This window comes from Azospirillum sp. TSO35-2 (assembly GCF_003116095.1).
Taxonomy (GTDB): Bacteria; Pseudomonadota; Alphaproteobacteria; order Azospirillales; family Azospirillaceae; genus Azospirillum.
Map to the genome: position 1 here is coordinate 796,839 of NZ_LGRA01000008.1, position 18,122 is coordinate 814,960.

Consider the following 18,122-nt stretch of genomic DNA (forward strand, 5'->3'; position numbering starts at 1 on the left):
GCGGCAGCTTGGGGATGCGCAGGTCGATGGCGCCGGCGCGCGTTTCCCAGGTCCGCTCGCGGTAACCGTTGCGTTTGGTCAACCGCTCGTCACTGCGCTCGCCATAGCCGGCGCCGCACAGGCTCTCGACCTCCAACTCCATCAGGCGCTGGGCGGCGAAGCCGACCATCTCGCGCAAGAAGTCGGCGTCAGCACTCTTCCCAATCAGCTCCTGAAGAGCGATCCTATCCTCGGTCATCGTGGTCTCCGTTACAGTTGATGGTCGTCAAGCAACCTCAACTTAGCCGAAGAACACGGTGACCGCCTGCTCCCGAACGGCTGGCCCGCCTGCGCCAGCTATGGGGGAGCGCTCCGGCGGGCCAGCCTCACGTCTCAGACACCACCCGGCGGGACACGGCCCTCCCGTCGGTACTATCGCTTCCAACAGGGAGGACCCCTTCACATCATCGCTGACTCAGTATTAGAGGCGCACAGCATGTTTCCGCACTCTGAGCACAAGGCGTTGCTCATGAAATCCACGAAACTCAATCACATCCTCCGCTGATGCCAACAGAATTTCAAACCGTGCCGATCCGCTATTTACATCAACACTCGCATGAGGGCGGCCATCCAAATAAACGTCAATGCGATCTATTCCTTGTGTCGTACACAGCCCAACAAACCGCTTCTCTGCCCATTGTTCCTTTATTTTAATCGCATATCGAGGCAGTTTGGACAAAATTTGAACTGCGTGGCTTATCAAATCCTGATTGTGACTGATGACGTCACCCCGCGTCATTTGGTGGATCTCGTCAGGTACAACGCCGAAATTCTCCAGTAGCATTCCCGCATTGGTGCCGCCGCGGATTGCACGGCGGATCGCAACGCTGATATCAACACCATTCGCCAGCCTTGATGGACGATAGCTTCCTTCCGGCATAATGTGTGCCAGCATGCTGAGAGACCAGCCATTTGCACCGCCGGCTCCTGTCGCGTCGTCCGTCCCGAGAACCACTCCGACGCCGTGGTCCTGAAAGCTTGCCGCGAACACATCTGCCGCGCTGTAGCATAACCCATTCACAATAAGCACAATGGGACCAAAATACTTCTGCTCTACGTTGCTCAGCGTCTCCTGCGGTGTAATCGGGTGCCCGACGGAATGCGTAGCGCCAGTTTCGATCGCACGTAGGATGGACTCGCGCCAAGGCGTGAGGTCGCTAGCGATCGCTTGGCTTACGCTGGGATCGGAGCACAGAATCAACGTTGCAGGCGAATTCAGGAACTGAAATTGCATGGGCAAAATCGGCTTCGCCGTCAATGACTGAAGCGACATTTCGGCAGAGATAATGTTTCCGCCCGCGTTATCTCGCAAATCTATAATCAATCCATTCTGCGGAAGCCGCGTGAGCAAAGATGCGAACTCGCTGAAGAAGAGTTCCGGCGCAGCTGCGAATGATCGAACACGCAGATATCCGTAATAAACGTTATCACTATACACTCGCCGCGCGCTGAATATCTGCGGCAACGCGCACGGAAGGTCTTCTTTGTTTGCCGCCGCAGCATTGGCGGTATCTGCAACCAAACGCTCTGCCATGACGACGTTCGGAGCAAAAAGATTTTTTCTTACGCGGTGAACAGCCTGCAATTGCTCGTCAATGCCAAACGCAGCCTCAATTTTCTGCTTAGCGCTCAATCCGGCAGGTACCCCGCCGACACGCCAGTCAAATTGGCGCTCCTTTTCCTCACCGGCACTCGTTCTGAACCGGACCACTACCCAGTGTTCATCTGGCGGCGGTAAAGCCAATACAGGTCTGATTGTCAGATAAATTTCGCCGCGGGCCCGCCGAGCGGCATCGTTGCTGCCCCCTGTGCGTTCGGCAAGCGCTCCAATCACCGCCTTCACCGGGGCACCGTTGAGGTACAAGACCTCCACACCTGGCACAAATGCGTCGTCGCACGCCGTCTCCAACACATTCGACGCGACGTAATGTCGCACACCGTTCTCAAAGAAGGATTCAACCAGGAAGGGAAGGAATACAGCAATTCCTTGCTCGGCAAAAGACAGTTTATAGATGGTATGAAGATCTCGCAAACTACGGAATATACCCAATAGTTGCCGGTTAAACACATGCATCGGCTTGATCTGATGTTCCGTTGCAACGTATTGACGCAGGAGTCGCAGTTGCTGAAGTACATCTATACCGAATGCCGCCCTCTTCTGTGCCATATGGACATAGAAGTTCTCCAGAATGTCGATGGCTTGGTCAATAATATCCGTCCGCGCCGATACACTCAACTCATTGCACTCCCAGGAGTAACTCCTGAGAGGGACGGCGTCGGACAGCGTAAGGACGTCACTGCCTGTCGTGCTCATTGGTGTCACTCCGCGAAGAATCAGCGCCATCGCGGTCTTTGCCTATCGCCACAGCATAGATCGTCGAATGACCGATGCCGTCCAACCCCAAATAATTATCAATGTCGTGATCATAAAAGCCACCTATGTTCAAGCACCCCAACCCCATACTGACAGAACATAGGTTGATATTCTGAGCAACGTGGCCGGCCTCGATCATTGCGAACCGATAGCCACGTGCCCCATACTTGAATACGGTTCTTTCGAAGATTGCCGTTATAAACACCAGCACGGAAGCGCGATCCGGCAAGTCCGACTGCACAAAGCACTGCCGGAGGGCCGCCGTCTGATCGCCCGGGCGCAGCAGGCTCAGCGTATTGTTCTTTGCGTTGAAGTGGTAAAGCCCAGACAAGTCTTCTACATCCCCCGCATAAAGATAGAGTTCGAGCGGGTACAACGCGCCACCGGACGGAACGGTGCGGAACGATCGAGGATACGCGGAGCTGTCGTTTATCCTTGTTATTCCGTATCCCAGGCGAAGAATGGCGGCCACTTGATCCAACCGCATTAACGTACGCGCCAAGGAGCGCGCCGATTTCCGCATAGTCATCAGAGCGTCCACACCTTGATCAATAGCCCCGTGATGCTCGGGAAGCGGGAACGTCGCATACCCTTCGTACGGAAGGCTTTCATACATTGAAGCCATTTTGGATAGTATGACGGGCTCGGAAGGAAAATTGAGGTACCGTGTCACCTTTGAGTTCTCATGATAGAGTTCCCAAACGTCAGCCTCATCCGACAACTGCGTACCTTCCCATGTGGCGTCCATACGGGATTTCCTTTCAAGGGAACGGATGGGGAGACGGATTGTCTTTAGCAGCGGAAAACCGAGGGCGAAGCCCCATTGCGTCAGGTACTTCTGTCAGGCGACGCCCTCCACAGACGCGCCAGCGGTGCCCCATCGCAAGCGGGTGAAGCCCAGGGATCACTGCCCTCACGACGCGAAGCTCTAGCGGCCGAACATCGTCGCTGGTGACATCCACGAGGAACGTGCGGTATCCGCTCGCCGCGATCTTGCCTGCCAGCGCCACGAGATTTGCTTGAGGAGTTTCGGCAAGAAAACAAGGAAGTTCATCAAACTCCTTGCGCAGCCCTGACGAGAACACAAAATCGGCCTCATGGGCATGCTTGTGATCGCACCAGTAATTGAGGTGGCTCAGTTGATCCACCACGTTGACATGCCCTTCGATGGCGGGCAGGCGCGGATAGCGGGTGGCAATTTGCGACATATAGCGCCTAGTGTGCTCGAGCTCTTCAAGGCTCTTGCGGACGGCCACTTCAGGGTCAGGATGCGCCGCGGCGGAAAACGTCAATGGCGGTGCCCCCGATATTGGATTCCGCAGGACGGACAGAACGGCGGGGATGCCGATATCCGTGGTGATGTCGAATAAGTAGACCCGTTGGCCGCCGAAGCGTTCGAAGCGCAATACGATGTCGTAGTTGGTTTCGCTCAAGCTCTCTGGAATAATCTGCGGTGGGCTGATCCCAAGCTGCCAAAACAGGGTAAAAGCATCTCTTTCCACTACTTCGCAAATTGCCGAGACCGCTGCACGCTCGAATGAGGTATGGCAGGCCAATCCGGTGGAAATCGGCTGCAGGATGGGTGTATCGCCCGACCCGACATAGTAGGTATACGGAAGATAAACGGCGCATGCGGGAATGTAGGCCGTGCGGCCCGTTGCGACGTCGCACGAAGGTGTCCACCGAACCCGGCTGTGCGAGGTGAACGGCTTGTATTCGAAATTTGGGCTGTTGTATTGCCAGTCGGCATACAGCGCGAAAGTCCCCGGGGCGACAAACGGAAAGTCCGCATCGGCAGCCGCAATCAGCGGAAAATCCTCAAGATCATAGACGGCAGAGCAGTATCGTTCGATGGCTTCTCCCACCGCTTTGGCCAAGGCGGAGCCGCGCTCGGTCGCGACGCCACCACTGATCCGGAAATTCTTTTGCTGGGTAAAAGCTTGCACGCTGCAGGTCTGCGCCGCGAAGTGGAAAAAATCTGGCGAGCCGGGTTCGCGGGGGATTTCACGGACCATGCTGATGATGCCGTACCGGTTGTCCAACATCTGCGGCAAGACGTCAGATAGAATGCGGTATTCGACTTCACGCGTCATTAGGCATATGTCCCGGAATGAAGGCGTCGGACATAGTGTTGGGCAGGCTGTGGCGCATCAGTGGACTACAAACGCGGCACCGCGGCACCTTCAACACCGCTCTGCTCCTTACGCTGGCCGACAAGAGGTTAACTTCGAGCGCACGGCCAACCCTCGGGCGTAGGAAGCCGCCAAAGAACAGCGTCAATTCTATGGCCGCTACGTCGGCGACCACACCGGCCATGGCTGGATGATATCCGAACACCGGCTTGGTAGCATTGGAACCGTACTCCCAAGCGCGCGTGTCTTCAACATTGGGTAGATTGGAGTTCTCACGCCCTCGGGCACACTCGTAGCACGCAGTCCGATGCGGCACCACAAGGGGGCCCACTGTTCCGATGAGGTCGTGGAGGACCACAGGAAGGAACGGTATGCCGCGCACGACACACTCTTTGTTCCAGTCCCGGACTGCCATCATGGCTCCGTTATCGCTCGTGGCGACTACGCACGCCGGCGCCGACTCTTCTCCATTCAAGATGTCAGCTGCTCGTTGGCTACCGTGGAACTCCGGCCCGGTCGCAGGAGCCTCGTTCTGAAGACCGCCATGTTCGACGACGCAAATGTTGCCAAACCCTGCCTCCGTCAGCGTGTTGATAAGCCGGCGGCTGATCGGGTTTGCGCCGGCAACCATCAGCCGAACCTGACCGAGAATAGTTCGAGCTGCAATTCCAAGTGTTCCAAAATTCCACAAAAAAATACCATTTATATCGTCGGCCCCGAGCGCATTGATTTCGGCGGCTGGCATAAGTATGTTTCTCTTACATAGGTAAATGATCAGCTCCACGGCGCTTTCACGCTCTGAAGGCGGTGTGCTCTCGATGACGGAGCTCGGACTATGGGGCTCGGAGAACTTCTCAAGAAGAGTGGCGACCGTGCTCCGGATATTTGATCCGGCGATCTTTATCTCAGTGCACCCGCGCTTTAGCAAAACGCCATCAGAAACGTCCAGCAACTGCACAGTCAGAGCTTTGTAGGGAATCGTCGGAAGGCCATGCATTACCAGCCTCGCTGTGAATTTGGCGTGTGTTGTTGCTTTAGGGAGTGCGAGAACAGCTTTTGCAAGCCGCGATATTCCCGCATGAAGTCCTCCCTTGGTAGCGCCGTCGGAGTCACTGGGTTCTGCAGATCGAACAGGTCCCAGCGGGGGCGCCCTGCTTTCGTTCGCTCGGTTACATGATCAAACGACATGCCGCTGCCAGGGAGGGGCGTCAGTATGGTAAACGACGGATAGTCAATACGTCTTCTCTCTATAAATCTTTCCAAACGCTGGAAATCGGATCGGGTGAATTGCGGATCTACAATGAATTGAGAGAAAACCTTTATTCCGAGCGCGCCCGCCAAGCCCAATGCGTCATCTATCTGGGCAACGGAGAGGCTCTTGGAGAACCCCCCCAATCCTTCGTCCGTGACCGCTTCGAATCCTATGAACAGCCGCTCGAGCCCTATCCTTCGCCATGCTGCGATGGCGTCCTTGTTGCGCAAGAGCGTGTCGGCGCGACAGTAAGCGAAATAATTCTTTCTGATGCCAGCCGCCTCAATTATGCGCGCCAAGGCGAGCATCCTCCGCTCATTGATAAAGGCCTCATCATCAACGAGAAAAACAAAATCCTCATCGATCTCCTCCAACTCTTCAACTACGCGATCGATGGCTCTGCGATGATACCGGCCGTCCATCATGCGCCACAGAGAACAGAAGGAACACCGGTAGGGGCACCCCACAGATGTGCGCAGCAGCGCGATGGGCCTCATCCAATCGATAAAGTACTCCGATCGATCCTTTCTGCAGACCGACCGGTTAGGGCGTGGCAAGGACTCGACGTCAAAATACCCCGGTGCCCCACCGAAGACATGACCGGTGCTGGATCGCAGCCATGTGCCGGGGACCGGGGCGTTCGGTCGTCCATTCAGTATATTCTCGGTGATGGCGGTGAGCGGCTTTACACCTTCACCGCACACTACGTAATCGATGGCAGAATCGAAGAAGTCATCAGGTGATAACGTTGCGTGGTGGCCGCCGACCACCGTCGCGCATCCAGGAAGTTCTTCGCGAACTGTTCGGCATATTTCAAGCATTCGCGGCACGTGCATTGAATACCCAGTTACACCGACGATATGCGGCCTCCACTCAGAAACTGTGCTTGTCAGTTCAGAGCCATGCAAACGGAGATCAAGAAGCTTCACCTCATGTCCCGCCTCATCCATGGCGGCGGCAAGGTATTCGAGCGCAAGTGGCTCAGCAATTGCGCCCAGATCTCCCCATCCAATGATGTCACGGCCGTTGTCCGGCCATATCAGGAGTACGCGCACACCCTTTCCTCCGGCGTAGCGCAGGATCAACCCGCATTATCATAAGAATTACCGACAGCTAAACAATACGCACCGGCTCGGTATCTGCGGCAGCGCAACAGCTGCAACATGGCGTGCAGGTGCAACAGGAGACGTCGCCGGCCGCAGCCATTTGCTGTGCCTGAAACTCTGACATAACTGTTTCGATCGACTTTATGTCTTTGAGCGTCAGGTTGTGCAGAGCCGGCATATCCTTCTTGGCTGAGAGGGCAAGCAGATCGCCCTTTGTGAGTTGCTTGGCGGCGGGCGTAAGGCGGTTGATCTGGTCTTGCGACAAACCAAGCTGGTCGATGGGAGTACTGTTTGGCTTCGTCATGCGCTCCTCCACGATTCTGTAGCACTTATCTAGGAGAAAGTCGGTCGCACGTTGTTAGATGCCGAAGGCGCCGCAGCGCCTGGACAACAGCACAACAATAGGCTCAGCACCACCTGCGCGGTGCCAAATCACTCTTGCGAGACCGCAGCTTGATGCCGGAAGCCGCAAAAGCAGCACTTATAATCATCGCAAATTTTCAGCCGCTCGTCAAGTGGGATGGCTGATACATTAGCAATGGCCAACAAGTTGCCCATTGCATACTGTGGTATGCAACGTGGGTTTGGAGATATTACTGAGGTTTCGAGGGAATTTTTTAAGGTTTATCCAGCGAGCCATGGCGGTGAAGTTTATTGGAGTCGCGGGGCGGTCACGCGGCGATGTGTGGTCCTGACCCAGAAATCGGTTCTCCCGCACTTTGCGTGGATCAGGCAGCGAGGAGGACGCGACGGCGCAGCAGATCGAAGCTGTCGCGTCCGTACATCTGACGCTTGATCAGCTTCAGCTTTTTGACCTTGTATCTTGCCAAAGCGCCTGAATGTGCTGCGATCAGGCGCACCGGCTGCCTTCATGAGGGCAGCCGGTGCGGGCGGGATCCCGTTTGACCTTTGGTGCCGGAGGGTCACGTCCCTGAACGTGGTGTAGGAGCTGTGGGGAACCGGCCCGCCGAAGCGCCTCCAGAGCTGGCGTAGGCGGGCCGGTTCCCTACAGCGGGGCGGTCATCGTGGATCTTCGGTAGAGTCTGGTCACCACACCTCAACCCGACCAAAGAGTGACCACGATGACCGACGAGATGATGGCGCTTCGCGCGCTGCTGGAGAAGAGCCCTGATGCCGACGTGCTGCGCGAGATGATCGGCTTTGCGGCCGAGCGGCTGATGGAATTGGAGGTGCAGGGCCTGACCGGTGCCGCGCACGGCGAACGCTCCGCGGAGCGGCTGGTCCAGCGCAACGGCTACCGCGAGCGGGACTGGGAGACCCGTGCCGGCACGGTCGAGTTGCGCATCCCCAAGCTGCGAAAGGGCAGCTATTTCCCCGGCTTCCTGGAACCACGCCGGATGGCCGAGAAGGCGCTGACCGCCGTGATCCAGGAAGCCTACGTCCACGGGATCTCGACACGCTCGGTGGACGACCTGGTCAAGGCGCTCGGCATGAGCGGCATCTCGAAGAGCCAGGTCAGCCGGTTGTGCGAAGAGATCGACGAGCGGGTGAGCACTTTCCTGGGGCGCCCCATCGAAGGCGATTGGCCCTACCTGTGGATCGACGCCACCTACGTGAAGGTCCGCCAGAACGGGCGCATCGTCTCGGTCGCGATCACCATCGCCGTAGCGGTGAACACCGATGGCCGGCGCGAGGTGCTGGGCATGGACATCGGCGCCTCGGAAACCGAGACCTTCTGGATCGAGTTCCTGCGCAAGCTGAAGCGCCGTGGGCTGGCCGGGGTGAAGCTGGTGATCTCGGATGCCCACGAGGGCATCAAAGCCGCCGTGTCCAAGGTGTTCCGCGCCACATGGCAGCGCTGTCGGGTCCACTTCATGCGCAACGCGCTGGCGCATGCCGGCCGGAGCGGCCGGCGCGTGGTGTCGGCCATCATCGCCACCGCGTTTGCCCAGGATGACGCCGGCGCCGCCAAGGCGCAGTGGCGCCAAGTCGCTGATCAGGTCCGCCCCAAGTTGCCGAAGCTGGCCGCCCTGCTCGATGAAGCGGAAGAGGACGTGCTGGCCTTCATGACCTTTCCCAAAGAGCACCGGGCGAAGATCCACAGCACGAACCCACTGGAGCGGCTGAACGGCGAGATCAAGCGGCGCACCGAGGTGGTCGGCATCTTCCCAAACGAGGCGGCGATCACCCGGCTGATCGGCGCCATTCTGCTCGAGCAGAATGATGAATGGGCCGTGCAGCGGGCGCGCTACATGACCCTGGAAACCATCGCCCCGCTGCGCGATGATCTCGCCCTCACGTTGCCTGCTGCGGCCGCGTGAACGTCCCGGCCAGACGCGCCGGAGACCACGAGAGCACCCCAGCTCCTACACCACGTCTCGGGACACGACCGTCGCTGCTTGGGCCGAAATGAGCCCGCATCAGCAAGGACGGGGCCATGCACCATGCAAAGCGTAGCGCAGTTCGCCGCCTATGTCGGCATAGATGTCAGTGCCCACCAGCTGGACGTTCACGTCCTGCCGACGCGGACCTCCTTTCGCCTGCCCAACACCCGATCCGGGATCTGGGACCTGATCAGCCGCTTGGCCGAGATGGACGAGGTGCTGTTCGTCCTCGAGGTAGCCATACAGGGTGGAGACCGGCGGGTATTCGCGCGGCAGCATGCGCCATTGGCCTCCGGCGCGCAGTGTATAGAGGATGACGTTGAAGACGGCGCGCATGTCGGTGGAGCGCTGCCGCCCACCGGGCCCGGCCAGCGGGATCATCGGCTGGATCAGGGCCCATTGCTCATCCGGCAGATCGGTCGGGTACAGGCTGGGCATCGCACGCTCTTCTCGTTATGAGAGGCGCGTAGATACGCCCCACCCTCCGAGACTGTCCCGCCCTTGAATATTGGGATTTGCTGCGTAATAAACTTTCAAAGCGTGCTCTAAGGGGGGGGCGGAGTTCGCCCGCTACCGAAATTTGGATTCCTGAGGGCTCCCGTGGCCGCTCCACCATCCGGACCCCTCGGGGCCGGAAATCGCCCGGTCCCACGCAAGGAAACTCTTCGCGACCCGTTTCAGACGCTGGAATTCCGGTCGGCTGTCGTCGATGTCAGGCCCGAGGCACCGCACGCAGAGTTCCGGCAGCAGGCGCGCCCGGTCGGCGAAGGACACGAGGGCGCCGATCCAGTCCTCGGGGTTGCTTTCCACCATGCCCCACAGGTGCTGCGGCAGGAACTCACGTGGGACAATGGTCATGGAACTGCAAAGATCTTCCAGCAGGAAACGGATCTCATGCCGATACGGCAAATGAGCCTTTCGACGCACCGAATCTCTCACCGACGGGTGGCCGTACAATGCTTCGATGAGCGCGGCGCGCAGAGGACGGTGGAACTCGATAGTCGTTCCGCGCAACAGCAGCACCGCACCGGCTACAAAATTGGGGTGCTTTGGTCGGAGCGCGAGTGCCGGCCTTATGGTCCGCAGTTCTCGCAGGGCACGGCCGACCTCGGCATAGGGAGCTCCATTCAGCCGGCGGAGCATGTCCTCGGCATATGAGAACTTCGTATGATCGAGATCCGCCAAGCCTGCGGCGTCCTGCCGCAACCTGTTCCACCAATCGGCCTGTGCCACCGTCAAGGCTTCCAGGTTGGGCCGCCAGTAGATCGCATCACCGAACCGGAGCGCGCGCACCAGATAGAGCCGCGTGTGCGCTTCGACCGCACCCTTCCCCCTGATCCACGAATCAGGCGCGGTGTGGACTCCATGGAAGGCCTCCGCTACCGCGATAAGGCTGGGAAAAACGCCGGGGCTTATGCCTCGGCAAAGCCACCGCAGCACATCGATGTGGTATGGGGAAAGCCTCTCCTCCGACAAGAGCCGCAACCGCGTGATCCAGTAGAGCCGGGACAGAAGCCGGCCACTCAGCCGGCCTACCGGCGGGGAGACTTCCTGAAGCTGCTCCATGACCAAGTCCGCATGGGCTTCACCGGTCCACCACTCCGCGGTGTCGGCCAGCGCTTGCAGGACAAAGGTCGGCGGAACGCCGAAGGGCCGTGTCGGGCGGGAACGGTACAGTTCCAAGGCGGGCCAGGCGTCTCCGCGTTTGACGAGCTTTGCGCCCTGTCCGTCCTCCTCGTCCAGCCCCTCAAGGTAAATCCTCCACTCGTTGTCGGATAGAACGTCCTCTGGCGCTCCTATGGTCGCCGTAAGCGGCTCCGACTGGTCCCGAATCCGCTCGGGAAGATCCTCGATCCACCGGCCGAGCAGGGGGAGGAGGGCGCTCTGCTCCGCCGACAGGGTCTGCACGTCCCCGCGCAGGATCCGGTGGTACAGGGCGAGGGCGCGGTCCAGAGAGGTGCGCCGGCGCTGGTGCCAGGCGATGGCGCGGTCCCGCACCGCGGCGCGCAGGGCATCGTGTTCGGGCGCCGCCTCCAGCATGCGCAGGATCAGCGCGCGCAGCTCCGGGTGGAAGGTGAAGGAGGTCTTGGACGGCGCCGGCACCACCAGCCACGCCGTGCGCAGCAGCGCGTCGAACACCTTGCGCGGCAGGTCGGGGCGCGGGAGGTCGTGGGGCGGCGTCGCCTCGCGCTTGCCGGCGTGGTCCGCCGCCGGAACGACGACGTCGCGCACAAGGCGCAGGTTCACCTCGGGGAGCAGGATGGCGGCCAGGGCGTAGGGCCGGGCGACCGGATTCGGCAGATGCGCGATGACCCGTTGCGTCAGATAGCGCGCGGCGGTCGCGCGGTCGATGCGCCCCTGCGCGTGGGCCTTGCGGATCTCCTCCAGCTCGCCCGGCGCTTCGGTGAACAGCGTGGCGGCGATGCGTAGCACCAGCGGATTGCCGGGAAGGGCGCGCGCGGCCACCCGCGCCAGTTCCTTGTCCCGCACGCCCGCGTCCATCAGCAGCCGGAGCGCGTCGTCCTCCGGCAGGTCGCCCAGCGCGATCGGATCGCCGACGCGGTGCCCGTCGTTCCGCAGCATCTCGCCGACGTCCCGCACGCCCGCCATCCCCGGCGCGTCGCGGGAGGCGAGCACGACCCGAAGGTCCGGGACTCCCGCCGTTTCCACCAGGGACTCCAGCCAGCCGATCAGGTCTAGGATGACGGCGTGGCCGCGGACCGACACGACTTCCAGGGTGTCGAGGACGAGCGCCAGCGGGCGCCCGGCCGGGAGGATCGGGGCGCTCGCCGTCTCCGGGGCGAGGGCGTTGTAGACGAGCGAGTTCCGCGCGGGCGCGTCGCTGGAGACCACGGATTCCAGCGCCTCCGACCGGCCGCTCTCCCGCTGGGCCACGAAGGACCGCCGCACGTCGGGTCTGCGGGATGATCCCGGCCGCCCGGAGGCCGCCTTCAGGTCTTCGCGCAGGCCCTGGCGGGACGACACCAGCCGCTCGGCCAGGGCACGGCATGCTGGGGCCGCTTGGGGCGCGGCGATTGCAATCTGCTCCAGCAGCGCGAGGTCGAGCGACACATGGTCGGCCGGGTCCAGGTCCGGCCGGTCGAAGTCCAGATGCGCCAGCACCGGGGCGCCGGGCGTGTCGGACACCCGGCGCTCCGCCTCCGCCAGCACGGTCGACTTGCCCGAGCCTCCGACCCCGTGGATCTGGAGCGCGGCGATGGAGCGCGTCGGCCGGTACGGTTCCGTCAGGAAGGCGGTCAGGCGCGTCACCGCGTCCTCGCGGCCCACGAAGCCGGCGGACAGGAGGCGCTCGATCTCCGCCGCGCGGGCGGTGCCGGAAATCCGGGCGGCGACGCGGTCCCGGATCCCGTCCGCGCCGCCGATCCGGCTGCCGATCACGCCGGCGACCGCGTGGAGGGCCTGCAATTCCTCCACGGAAAGCCGCCCCAGGTCCTGGCCGCCGGGGCCGAACAGCCCGCGCAGGGCGCCGCGGACGGGGTCGTGCGCGTCGCCCTCCCACCGCTGCGTCGCCAGCTCCTTCAGGATGTCCTCCTTCGAAGCCCCGGCGAGGACGCGGCGGCGGGCGCCCGGACCGAGAAACCACTGGCCGGGCCGCTGGGCGAAGGAGGTCTCGATCTCCGACGCCAGCGCGTTCAGCGCCAAGACCCGGAGCGGGTCCGGCGTGTCGTCGTCGATCAGGCGGCGGGGGTTGACCCACCCCCGCAAGGCCAACCGGAACCGCACGGTGTCGGCAAGGCGCGCCTCCGGCGAACGCTCGTCGGGAGGCGGGGACGCCTGCGGCAGGTCGGCCGCCGCCAGCGTCCCCATGGCCGCCGCGATCGCCGCGCCGATCTGCCGTCCGGATCGGTTGGACATCATCGCCTCATCCCCCGTTCTGGCCGCCGGCGGACCCGGAATCCACGTCCGTCAGCACCTGATGGTAGATCGTCAACGCCGCCAGCACCGCTTCGGCCGTCTGAAGCGCGGGCACCGCGTTGCGCAGGCCCGGCCCGGCCTTCCAGTCCTTCAGCCATCGCTCGCGCAGCACGCCCGGCCGGGGAGCGGTCAGCCCACGCTCCTTGTAGATCCCCTGTATGAAACGGATCAGTTCCTCCTCACCGGCGGCCGGCATGTCGAACTCTTCCGTCGCGGGCAGCGGGTCGGGAGCGGCCTGGAGGCGGGCGTCGAGCTGCGTGAGCCCCTGTTCGCCGAGCGCGATGACCAGGATGCGGACCCACGGTTCCGCGGCGAGCTGGCCGATCAGCTCCAGCCAGGGCTTGACGTCCGCCGCCTCCGCTCCGTCCGGGCCGAAGTCGAAGGCGACGAAGAGCGGCGGTCCCTCGGCGGTCCGCTCCAGTCCGCCATGGCGCCGCAGCGTGGCGATGATCGTGCCCGCGTCGGCGTAGCGCACCGCCGCCGGATCGGTGCGCAGCAGCGTGTCGCCGTCCCGCGCCTGTCCCAGCTTGGCCAGCGCCTCCGACCAGGACAGCATGGTGGTAAGCGTCGAGGTGACGCGGACCAGATCGCGCTCCGGCTGGTCGAGCTTGGCCCCGACGATGCGCGCCGCGAAGGACTTGCCGGTGCCGGGCTCGCCGGTCACGTAGGCGATGCGGTGGTTCGGCCCCGCCTTCGCGCGGTCGATCCAGGCTTCCAGCTCCTTGCGCTCGAACCAGGGATGCTCGGTCCCGAGGTCGGCCCCGGCGCCCGGAACCGCACCGAGCGCGGCGCCGACCCGCGCCTCCCAATCCTTCTGATGGTCCGGCCCGGCGAGGCGCAGCCCGACCTTGTACCAGTCGTCGATCAGGCCGGGCTCGTTCATCACCAGCCCCGGCGACCGGGGTTTCGAGAGCAGGGGGTCGGCTTGCGACTTGCGCTGAAGGTCGCGGATGGCGGCGAGGCTCACCGCGCGGTTGACGGCCGCCAGCGGCTGGCCGTTCCCGTCGCGCAGGGAGGCGCCGGAGCCATTGATGGTGGGGAAGCCCCCTTCGTGCAGGGCCACCGGTTTGCCGCGCGCGCCGATGCAGCAGCCCCCCGACATGCCCGCGACGGTGTTCGTCCGGTAGAAGATGCGGCCGGCGGGGGTGTCGATGTCATGCACGGTGTCGCCGTCGAACTTCGGCGCGTTGCTGCCGAGAGGATAGCCGATCACGAAGCACTTGCGGTCCCTTTCGGCCCATTCGGCGTTAGTGATGTCCAGCGGCGGGATGTCGCTGACCTGGCGGGCAAGCCGGACGAGCGCGTAGTCGAGCTTTCCGGCGGCCGCCGCGCCGAGGGTCCGCAGCAGCGTGTTCGGCGGGTCTCCATGGGGCAGCGAACAGTCGATCAGCCCATTGGGGTGGGGTGCGATCTGGATTTCCCTCGGCACGCGCTTGGACTTGGGGAACAGGAAGACGAGGTCCTCCTTCAGCTTCCGGGCGAAGCACGATTTTGCCGCGCCCGGCGGCGTTTCCTCGCCGCACACGACGTGCGCGCTGGTCAGCACGAGGTCGGCGCCGACGAGGAACGCCGTGCCGATCACGGCGCCGTCGAGCATCACACAGGCGCTGGCCTCGCATGCGGCCTCCAGCCCGTAGATTACGGAGGCGTCGAGAAGGCCCGCGTCCCGGTTGATCATGAGCTGCATGACGCCCGCCGCCTGCCAGAGCTTGGCGATCTCCTCGACCTCGGCCTCGGGCCGCTTGTTCAGGCGCTCCATCTCAACGATGGCGATGGACAGCTCGTGCAGGAAGCCGAACCGCTCCGCCTCGCGGCAGGCTTCCAGAATCAGCTGCCGTTCGAGCGGAATTTCGGACGGCTGGGTTTCCGCCTTGAGAGCCACATCGGCTTCGAGCTGCGGGCAGCTGCGGGCGGCGGTGCCCCGCCGCTCACGGTTGTAGGAATAGCGCAGCCCCTCCCACGGCAGCCGGGTCCAGGCGGCAAGCCGCTCGGCATTGCCGGCAACGCCATCGACATGCTTGGTGCCATCCATGTGCCGCCCGGACTCCCTGATTTCCGGCTCTAGGGGATGGGAACGCCGATCGCCCGCAGCGCCTCGGCCGCCGCGGCGAGCGATATGGCGTTGTTCTTCTTTTCGGTCTCCCCGGAGAAGTGCAGGGCGAATGCGGGCGACGCGCCGTCCTTCCAGGCGATCACGAAGGACCCGGACGCCCCGCCGAAGGTGGTCGCGTCGTGGCTGATGGCGATGCCCAGGGTGTCGCGCGGGTCGTCGCCGAGCTGCTGCGTGAAGCGGCCCGGCGCCAACCGCTTGTACCCGAACAGGTTGCCGAACAGGGTCGCGGTGACGAAGGACCAGTCGACCGTACCGGACGTTCCCGTGCTCTTGGGCGGCGGCCCAGGGTAGCCGATGGTGCACAGGGTCGGCGAACCGCCGGTGATGAAGTTGGGGTTGGCGCTGAGCGGAATGGCCATCGTCGGCATGGCGCTGGTGGCGTTCACCGGCTCGATCCTCAGGACGGCCGCGTCGAGGCTGCCGAAGCCCCGGCCGTAGCCTTCGGGCAGGATCACCTCGACCACGTTGAAGCGGTTGCGGTTGAGTTTGCCCGACTCGCCCTCGAAATCGATCTCGAGGCCGCCGTGCACGGTGAGCCTGTTGCCCTGCACCGTCATGGGCACGCCGAACTTGCGCCGGGCGTCGTCCACCACATGGTAGTTGGTGAGCATCAGCCCCTTCCCGGCGTCGACGAGGCACGCCGTGCCGATGAAGCGCGACGCGTGCCCGCCCTCCGGCTGCACGCGGCCGATGGCCTTTGCGATGGGCTGGAGCCCGTAGCGGAAGGTGGCGATGTCGTCCGCCCAGATGCCGAGGAAGGGATGAGACGCCGGCGCCAGCCCGTCGCGCAGAAGGAAGCTGGGGCGGGAGCCGTCGGCGATGATCACCGCCTCCAGGGCTCCGATGTCCTCGCGGGACATCGCGTGGTCCGGCACGCCGGGGTCGGCGAGCTTCGCCAGCGCGCTTTCGCCGTGCCGCATCAGCGTCCCCAGCGCCGCGCGGAAGGCGTCGGGATCGCCCATTTCGTCTGGGGGCATCGCCTTGACCACCTGGTCGATCCGGTGGAGGACGTCCTGCGGGTCGGGCAGCGGCGCGTCCGGGCCGACCGACTCCTCCATGGCCTGGGCGCTTTCGGAGATCCCGTCCTGCAACGCCGCGTGGCGCGCCGCGAGGATGCGGCGCTGGCGGTCGAGCTGCTGGAGCCGGCCCGACGGCTGGGACCCCGCGCTTTCGGGCGGGCTGTGGACGGCGGGCGGTTCCCTGTCCAGCGTGGACAGCAGGCCGGACGGCAGCTCCCGCCGCGCGGCGGCCGACAGCAGCGGAACCGCCGTGCCGCCGGTGCTCTCCAGGCCGGACTCCAGGGGCGCCGCCGGGGCGCCCTTGCGGCGCGTCTTGAGGATGGCGAGGCTCAGCTCCGCCCCGAAGCGGTTCCAGTCCACCGGCGCCCGCAGCGCCGGCGTTCCGACGGACTCCAGCACGAGGTCGCGCACGGAACGGCCGGGGGGCGGCGCCACGCCGGTGGCGAGCGGCCCCTCCGTGTCCCGCCCGGTGTCCAGGTCTGCCTTCAGCAGGGCGAGGGCGTCCACCACGCCGGCCCCCATCTCAAGCGGCTCCCACTCCTTCGGCCGGCGCGCTGTGGCCTTCAGGAGGCGGCGGAACAGGGACTGCACGGTCTCCCCGCGCGCGCGCGCCGCCGCGATCACGTTGGCGCGCCCGTGATAGGCCAGCCAGCACGCCGCGGCGCCGGCGACCAGCGCGACGGCGAAGCTGGTGCCCTGCCCCTGGCCGGAATCGCCGGTCCTGGCCGAGGCGCGGTAGACGTTCTGCGCCGGGGCCGAGACGTCCACGTCGGGGCCTCGGCAGCTGCCGGGCCAGGGCTTGTCGTCGGCGTTCGTGCCGCCGATCGCGATGCAGTCGTCGAAGCGAGCGGGCCACACGACGAAGCCGACGCAGTTCCCGGCCGCCGCCAGGACGATGACGTCCGCCGCCACGGCGCGCTCCAGCGCACGGCGCAAGGCCGGGGAATAGATGCCCCCCAGCGACATGGTGATGACGTGCGCCCCCTGGTCCACCGCGCGGTCGATCGCCTGGGCCACCTTGGCTTGCGACAGGCGCACGACGCTCTCAATCGCGCGGATCGGCATGTGGAGCGCCGCCGGGGCGGAGCCGACGACGACCCCGGTTTCCGGGCTGACGAGCACGCTGGCCGTGCCGGTGCCGTGGCCGGGGTTGCCGCCCCCGGACATGGGGTCGGTGGGGTCGCGCGGCTCCTCGCCGTCCATGACGTTGAAGCCCCGCGCCGTGTGCGCCGGGTCCAGTTCGGGATGGGCGACGATCCCGGTGTCCGGCTGGGCGACGATGATCCCGGCGCCCTTCGAGGGACGGCCGGCCTTCTCGGCGAAGGCCCAGGCCTCGCGCACGTTGAGGATACCCAGGGCCCAGTCGCCCTTGTCCTTCAGCCGGTCCTCGGGTTCGACCCAGCAGCCGGGCAGCAGGGTCTCCACCGACTCTTCGATGGTCTCGTCAGGGGCCGGATCGGTGCCGTGCACCGGCATCACCGCATGGGGAAGATCCGCCTCGACCACGGGGAGCCGGAGGGCGGCCTCCAAGGCATGGGCCGCCTCGAAGGCTTGCGCCGGCCCGATGAAGCGCCGCCCGGGGAAGACGAGCGCCAGTTCGCGCGGGGACAGGACGGAGACCGGCTCGACCGTGCCGCCCAGGGACGCGAACGCCGTGGAGAGCGCGGACCTCATCGCCGCAAGATCCTGGTTGGCCGGGACCACGAAGACGAAGCGCGCCGGAATGTCGACGGCCGCGTCCGCAACGATCGCGATCCTGACGGCGGCCACGCTGTCCATGAGCGAAATGGGTTGGGCGGCTGGCAT

Annotated in this window: 12 protein-coding genes and 1 pseudogene; 1 reads left to right on the top strand and 12 read right to left on the bottom strand. The window is 63.9% G+C overall.

Annotated elements, in window-relative coordinates; translation table 11 throughout:
• The 8 genes from TSO352_RS05070 to TSO352_RS34215 all read right to left on the bottom strand — a co-directional run.
• The coding region (locus TSO352_RS05070) for a transposase (RefSeq protein WP_199231488.1) at positions 1-238 on the bottom strand (238 nt) is incomplete at its 3' end.
• A gap of 222 nt (positions 239-460) precedes the next feature.
• Positions 461-2,383 (bottom strand): S41 family peptidase, encoded by a 1,923-nt coding sequence (locus TSO352_RS05075; protein WP_109106236.1) that lies wholly within the window; start codon positions 2,381-2,383, stop codon positions 461-463.
• Positions 2,334-3,161 carry a SagB/ThcOx family dehydrogenase gene (locus TSO352_RS05080; protein ID WP_109106237.1) on the bottom strand — a complete coding sequence of 276 codons (828 nt, stop codon included), beginning with the start codon at positions 3,159-3,161 and terminating at the stop codon, positions 2,334-2,336. The genes TSO352_RS05075 and TSO352_RS05080 overlap by 50 nt, the downstream gene beginning before the upstream one ends.
• A gap of 13 nt (positions 3,162-3,174) precedes the next feature.
• A complete protein-coding gene (locus tag TSO352_RS05085) occupies positions 3,175-4,506 on the bottom strand; it encodes a YcaO-like family protein (protein WP_109106238.1) in 1,332 nt (443 codons plus the stop codon).
• Entirely contained in the window at positions 4,496-5,542 is a 1,047-nt protein-coding gene (locus tag TSO352_RS05090) for a TOMM precursor leader peptide-binding protein (protein WP_109106239.1), read from the bottom strand. Before TSO352_RS05090 ends, TSO352_RS05085 begins: the two co-directional genes overlap by 11 nt.
• Positions 5,542-6,882 (bottom strand): radical SAM protein, encoded by a 1,341-nt coding sequence (locus tag TSO352_RS05095; protein ID WP_146210711.1) that lies wholly within the window; start codon positions 6,880-6,882, stop codon positions 5,542-5,544. Before TSO352_RS05095 ends, TSO352_RS05090 begins: the two co-directional genes overlap by 1 nt.
• Positions 6,883-6,910: 28 nt before the next feature.
• On the bottom strand, positions 6,911-7,207 hold the full coding sequence (locus TSO352_RS32890) for a hypothetical protein (protein ID WP_146210712.1): 297 nt from the start codon (positions 7,205-7,207) through the stop codon (positions 6,911-6,913).
• Between the two features lie 424 nt (positions 7,208-7,631).
• Entirely contained in the window at positions 7,632-7,763 is a 132-nt protein-coding gene (locus tag TSO352_RS34215; protein ID WP_282183831.1) for a hypothetical protein, read from the bottom strand.
• Positions 7,764-7,985: 222 nt separating this feature from the next.
• On the opposite strand from TSO352_RS34215, the gene TSO352_RS05100 reads away from it, so the two are divergent.
• A complete protein-coding gene (locus TSO352_RS05100) occupies positions 7,986-9,185 on the top strand; it encodes an IS256 family transposase (protein WP_109106241.1) in 1,200 nt (399 codons plus the stop codon).
• 297 nt (positions 9,186-9,482) lie between these two features.
• On the opposite strand, the pseudogene TSO352_RS33810 reads toward TSO352_RS05100, so the two are convergent.
• From TSO352_RS33810 to TSO352_RS05120, 4 genes and pseudogenes are all read right to left on the bottom strand, one after another.
• Positions 9,483-9,686: pseudogene (locus TSO352_RS33810) on the bottom strand (transposase); the annotation flags it as partial.
• 132 nt (positions 9,687-9,818) lie between these two features.
• Positions 9,819-13,127 carry a hypothetical protein gene (locus TSO352_RS05110; RefSeq protein WP_109106243.1) on the bottom strand — a complete coding sequence of 1,103 codons (3,309 nt, stop codon included), beginning with the start codon at positions 13,125-13,127 and terminating at the stop codon, positions 9,819-9,821.
• Between the two features lie 4 nt (positions 13,128-13,131).
• Positions 13,132-15,216, bottom strand: coding sequence for a serine protease (locus TSO352_RS05115; RefSeq protein WP_109106244.1), 2,085 nt, complete (start codon positions 15,214-15,216; stop codon positions 13,132-13,134).
• A gap of 29 nt (positions 15,217-15,245) precedes the next feature.
• Entirely contained in the window at positions 15,246-18,122 is a 2,877-nt protein-coding gene (locus tag TSO352_RS05120; protein ID WP_109106245.1) for a S8 family serine peptidase, read from the bottom strand.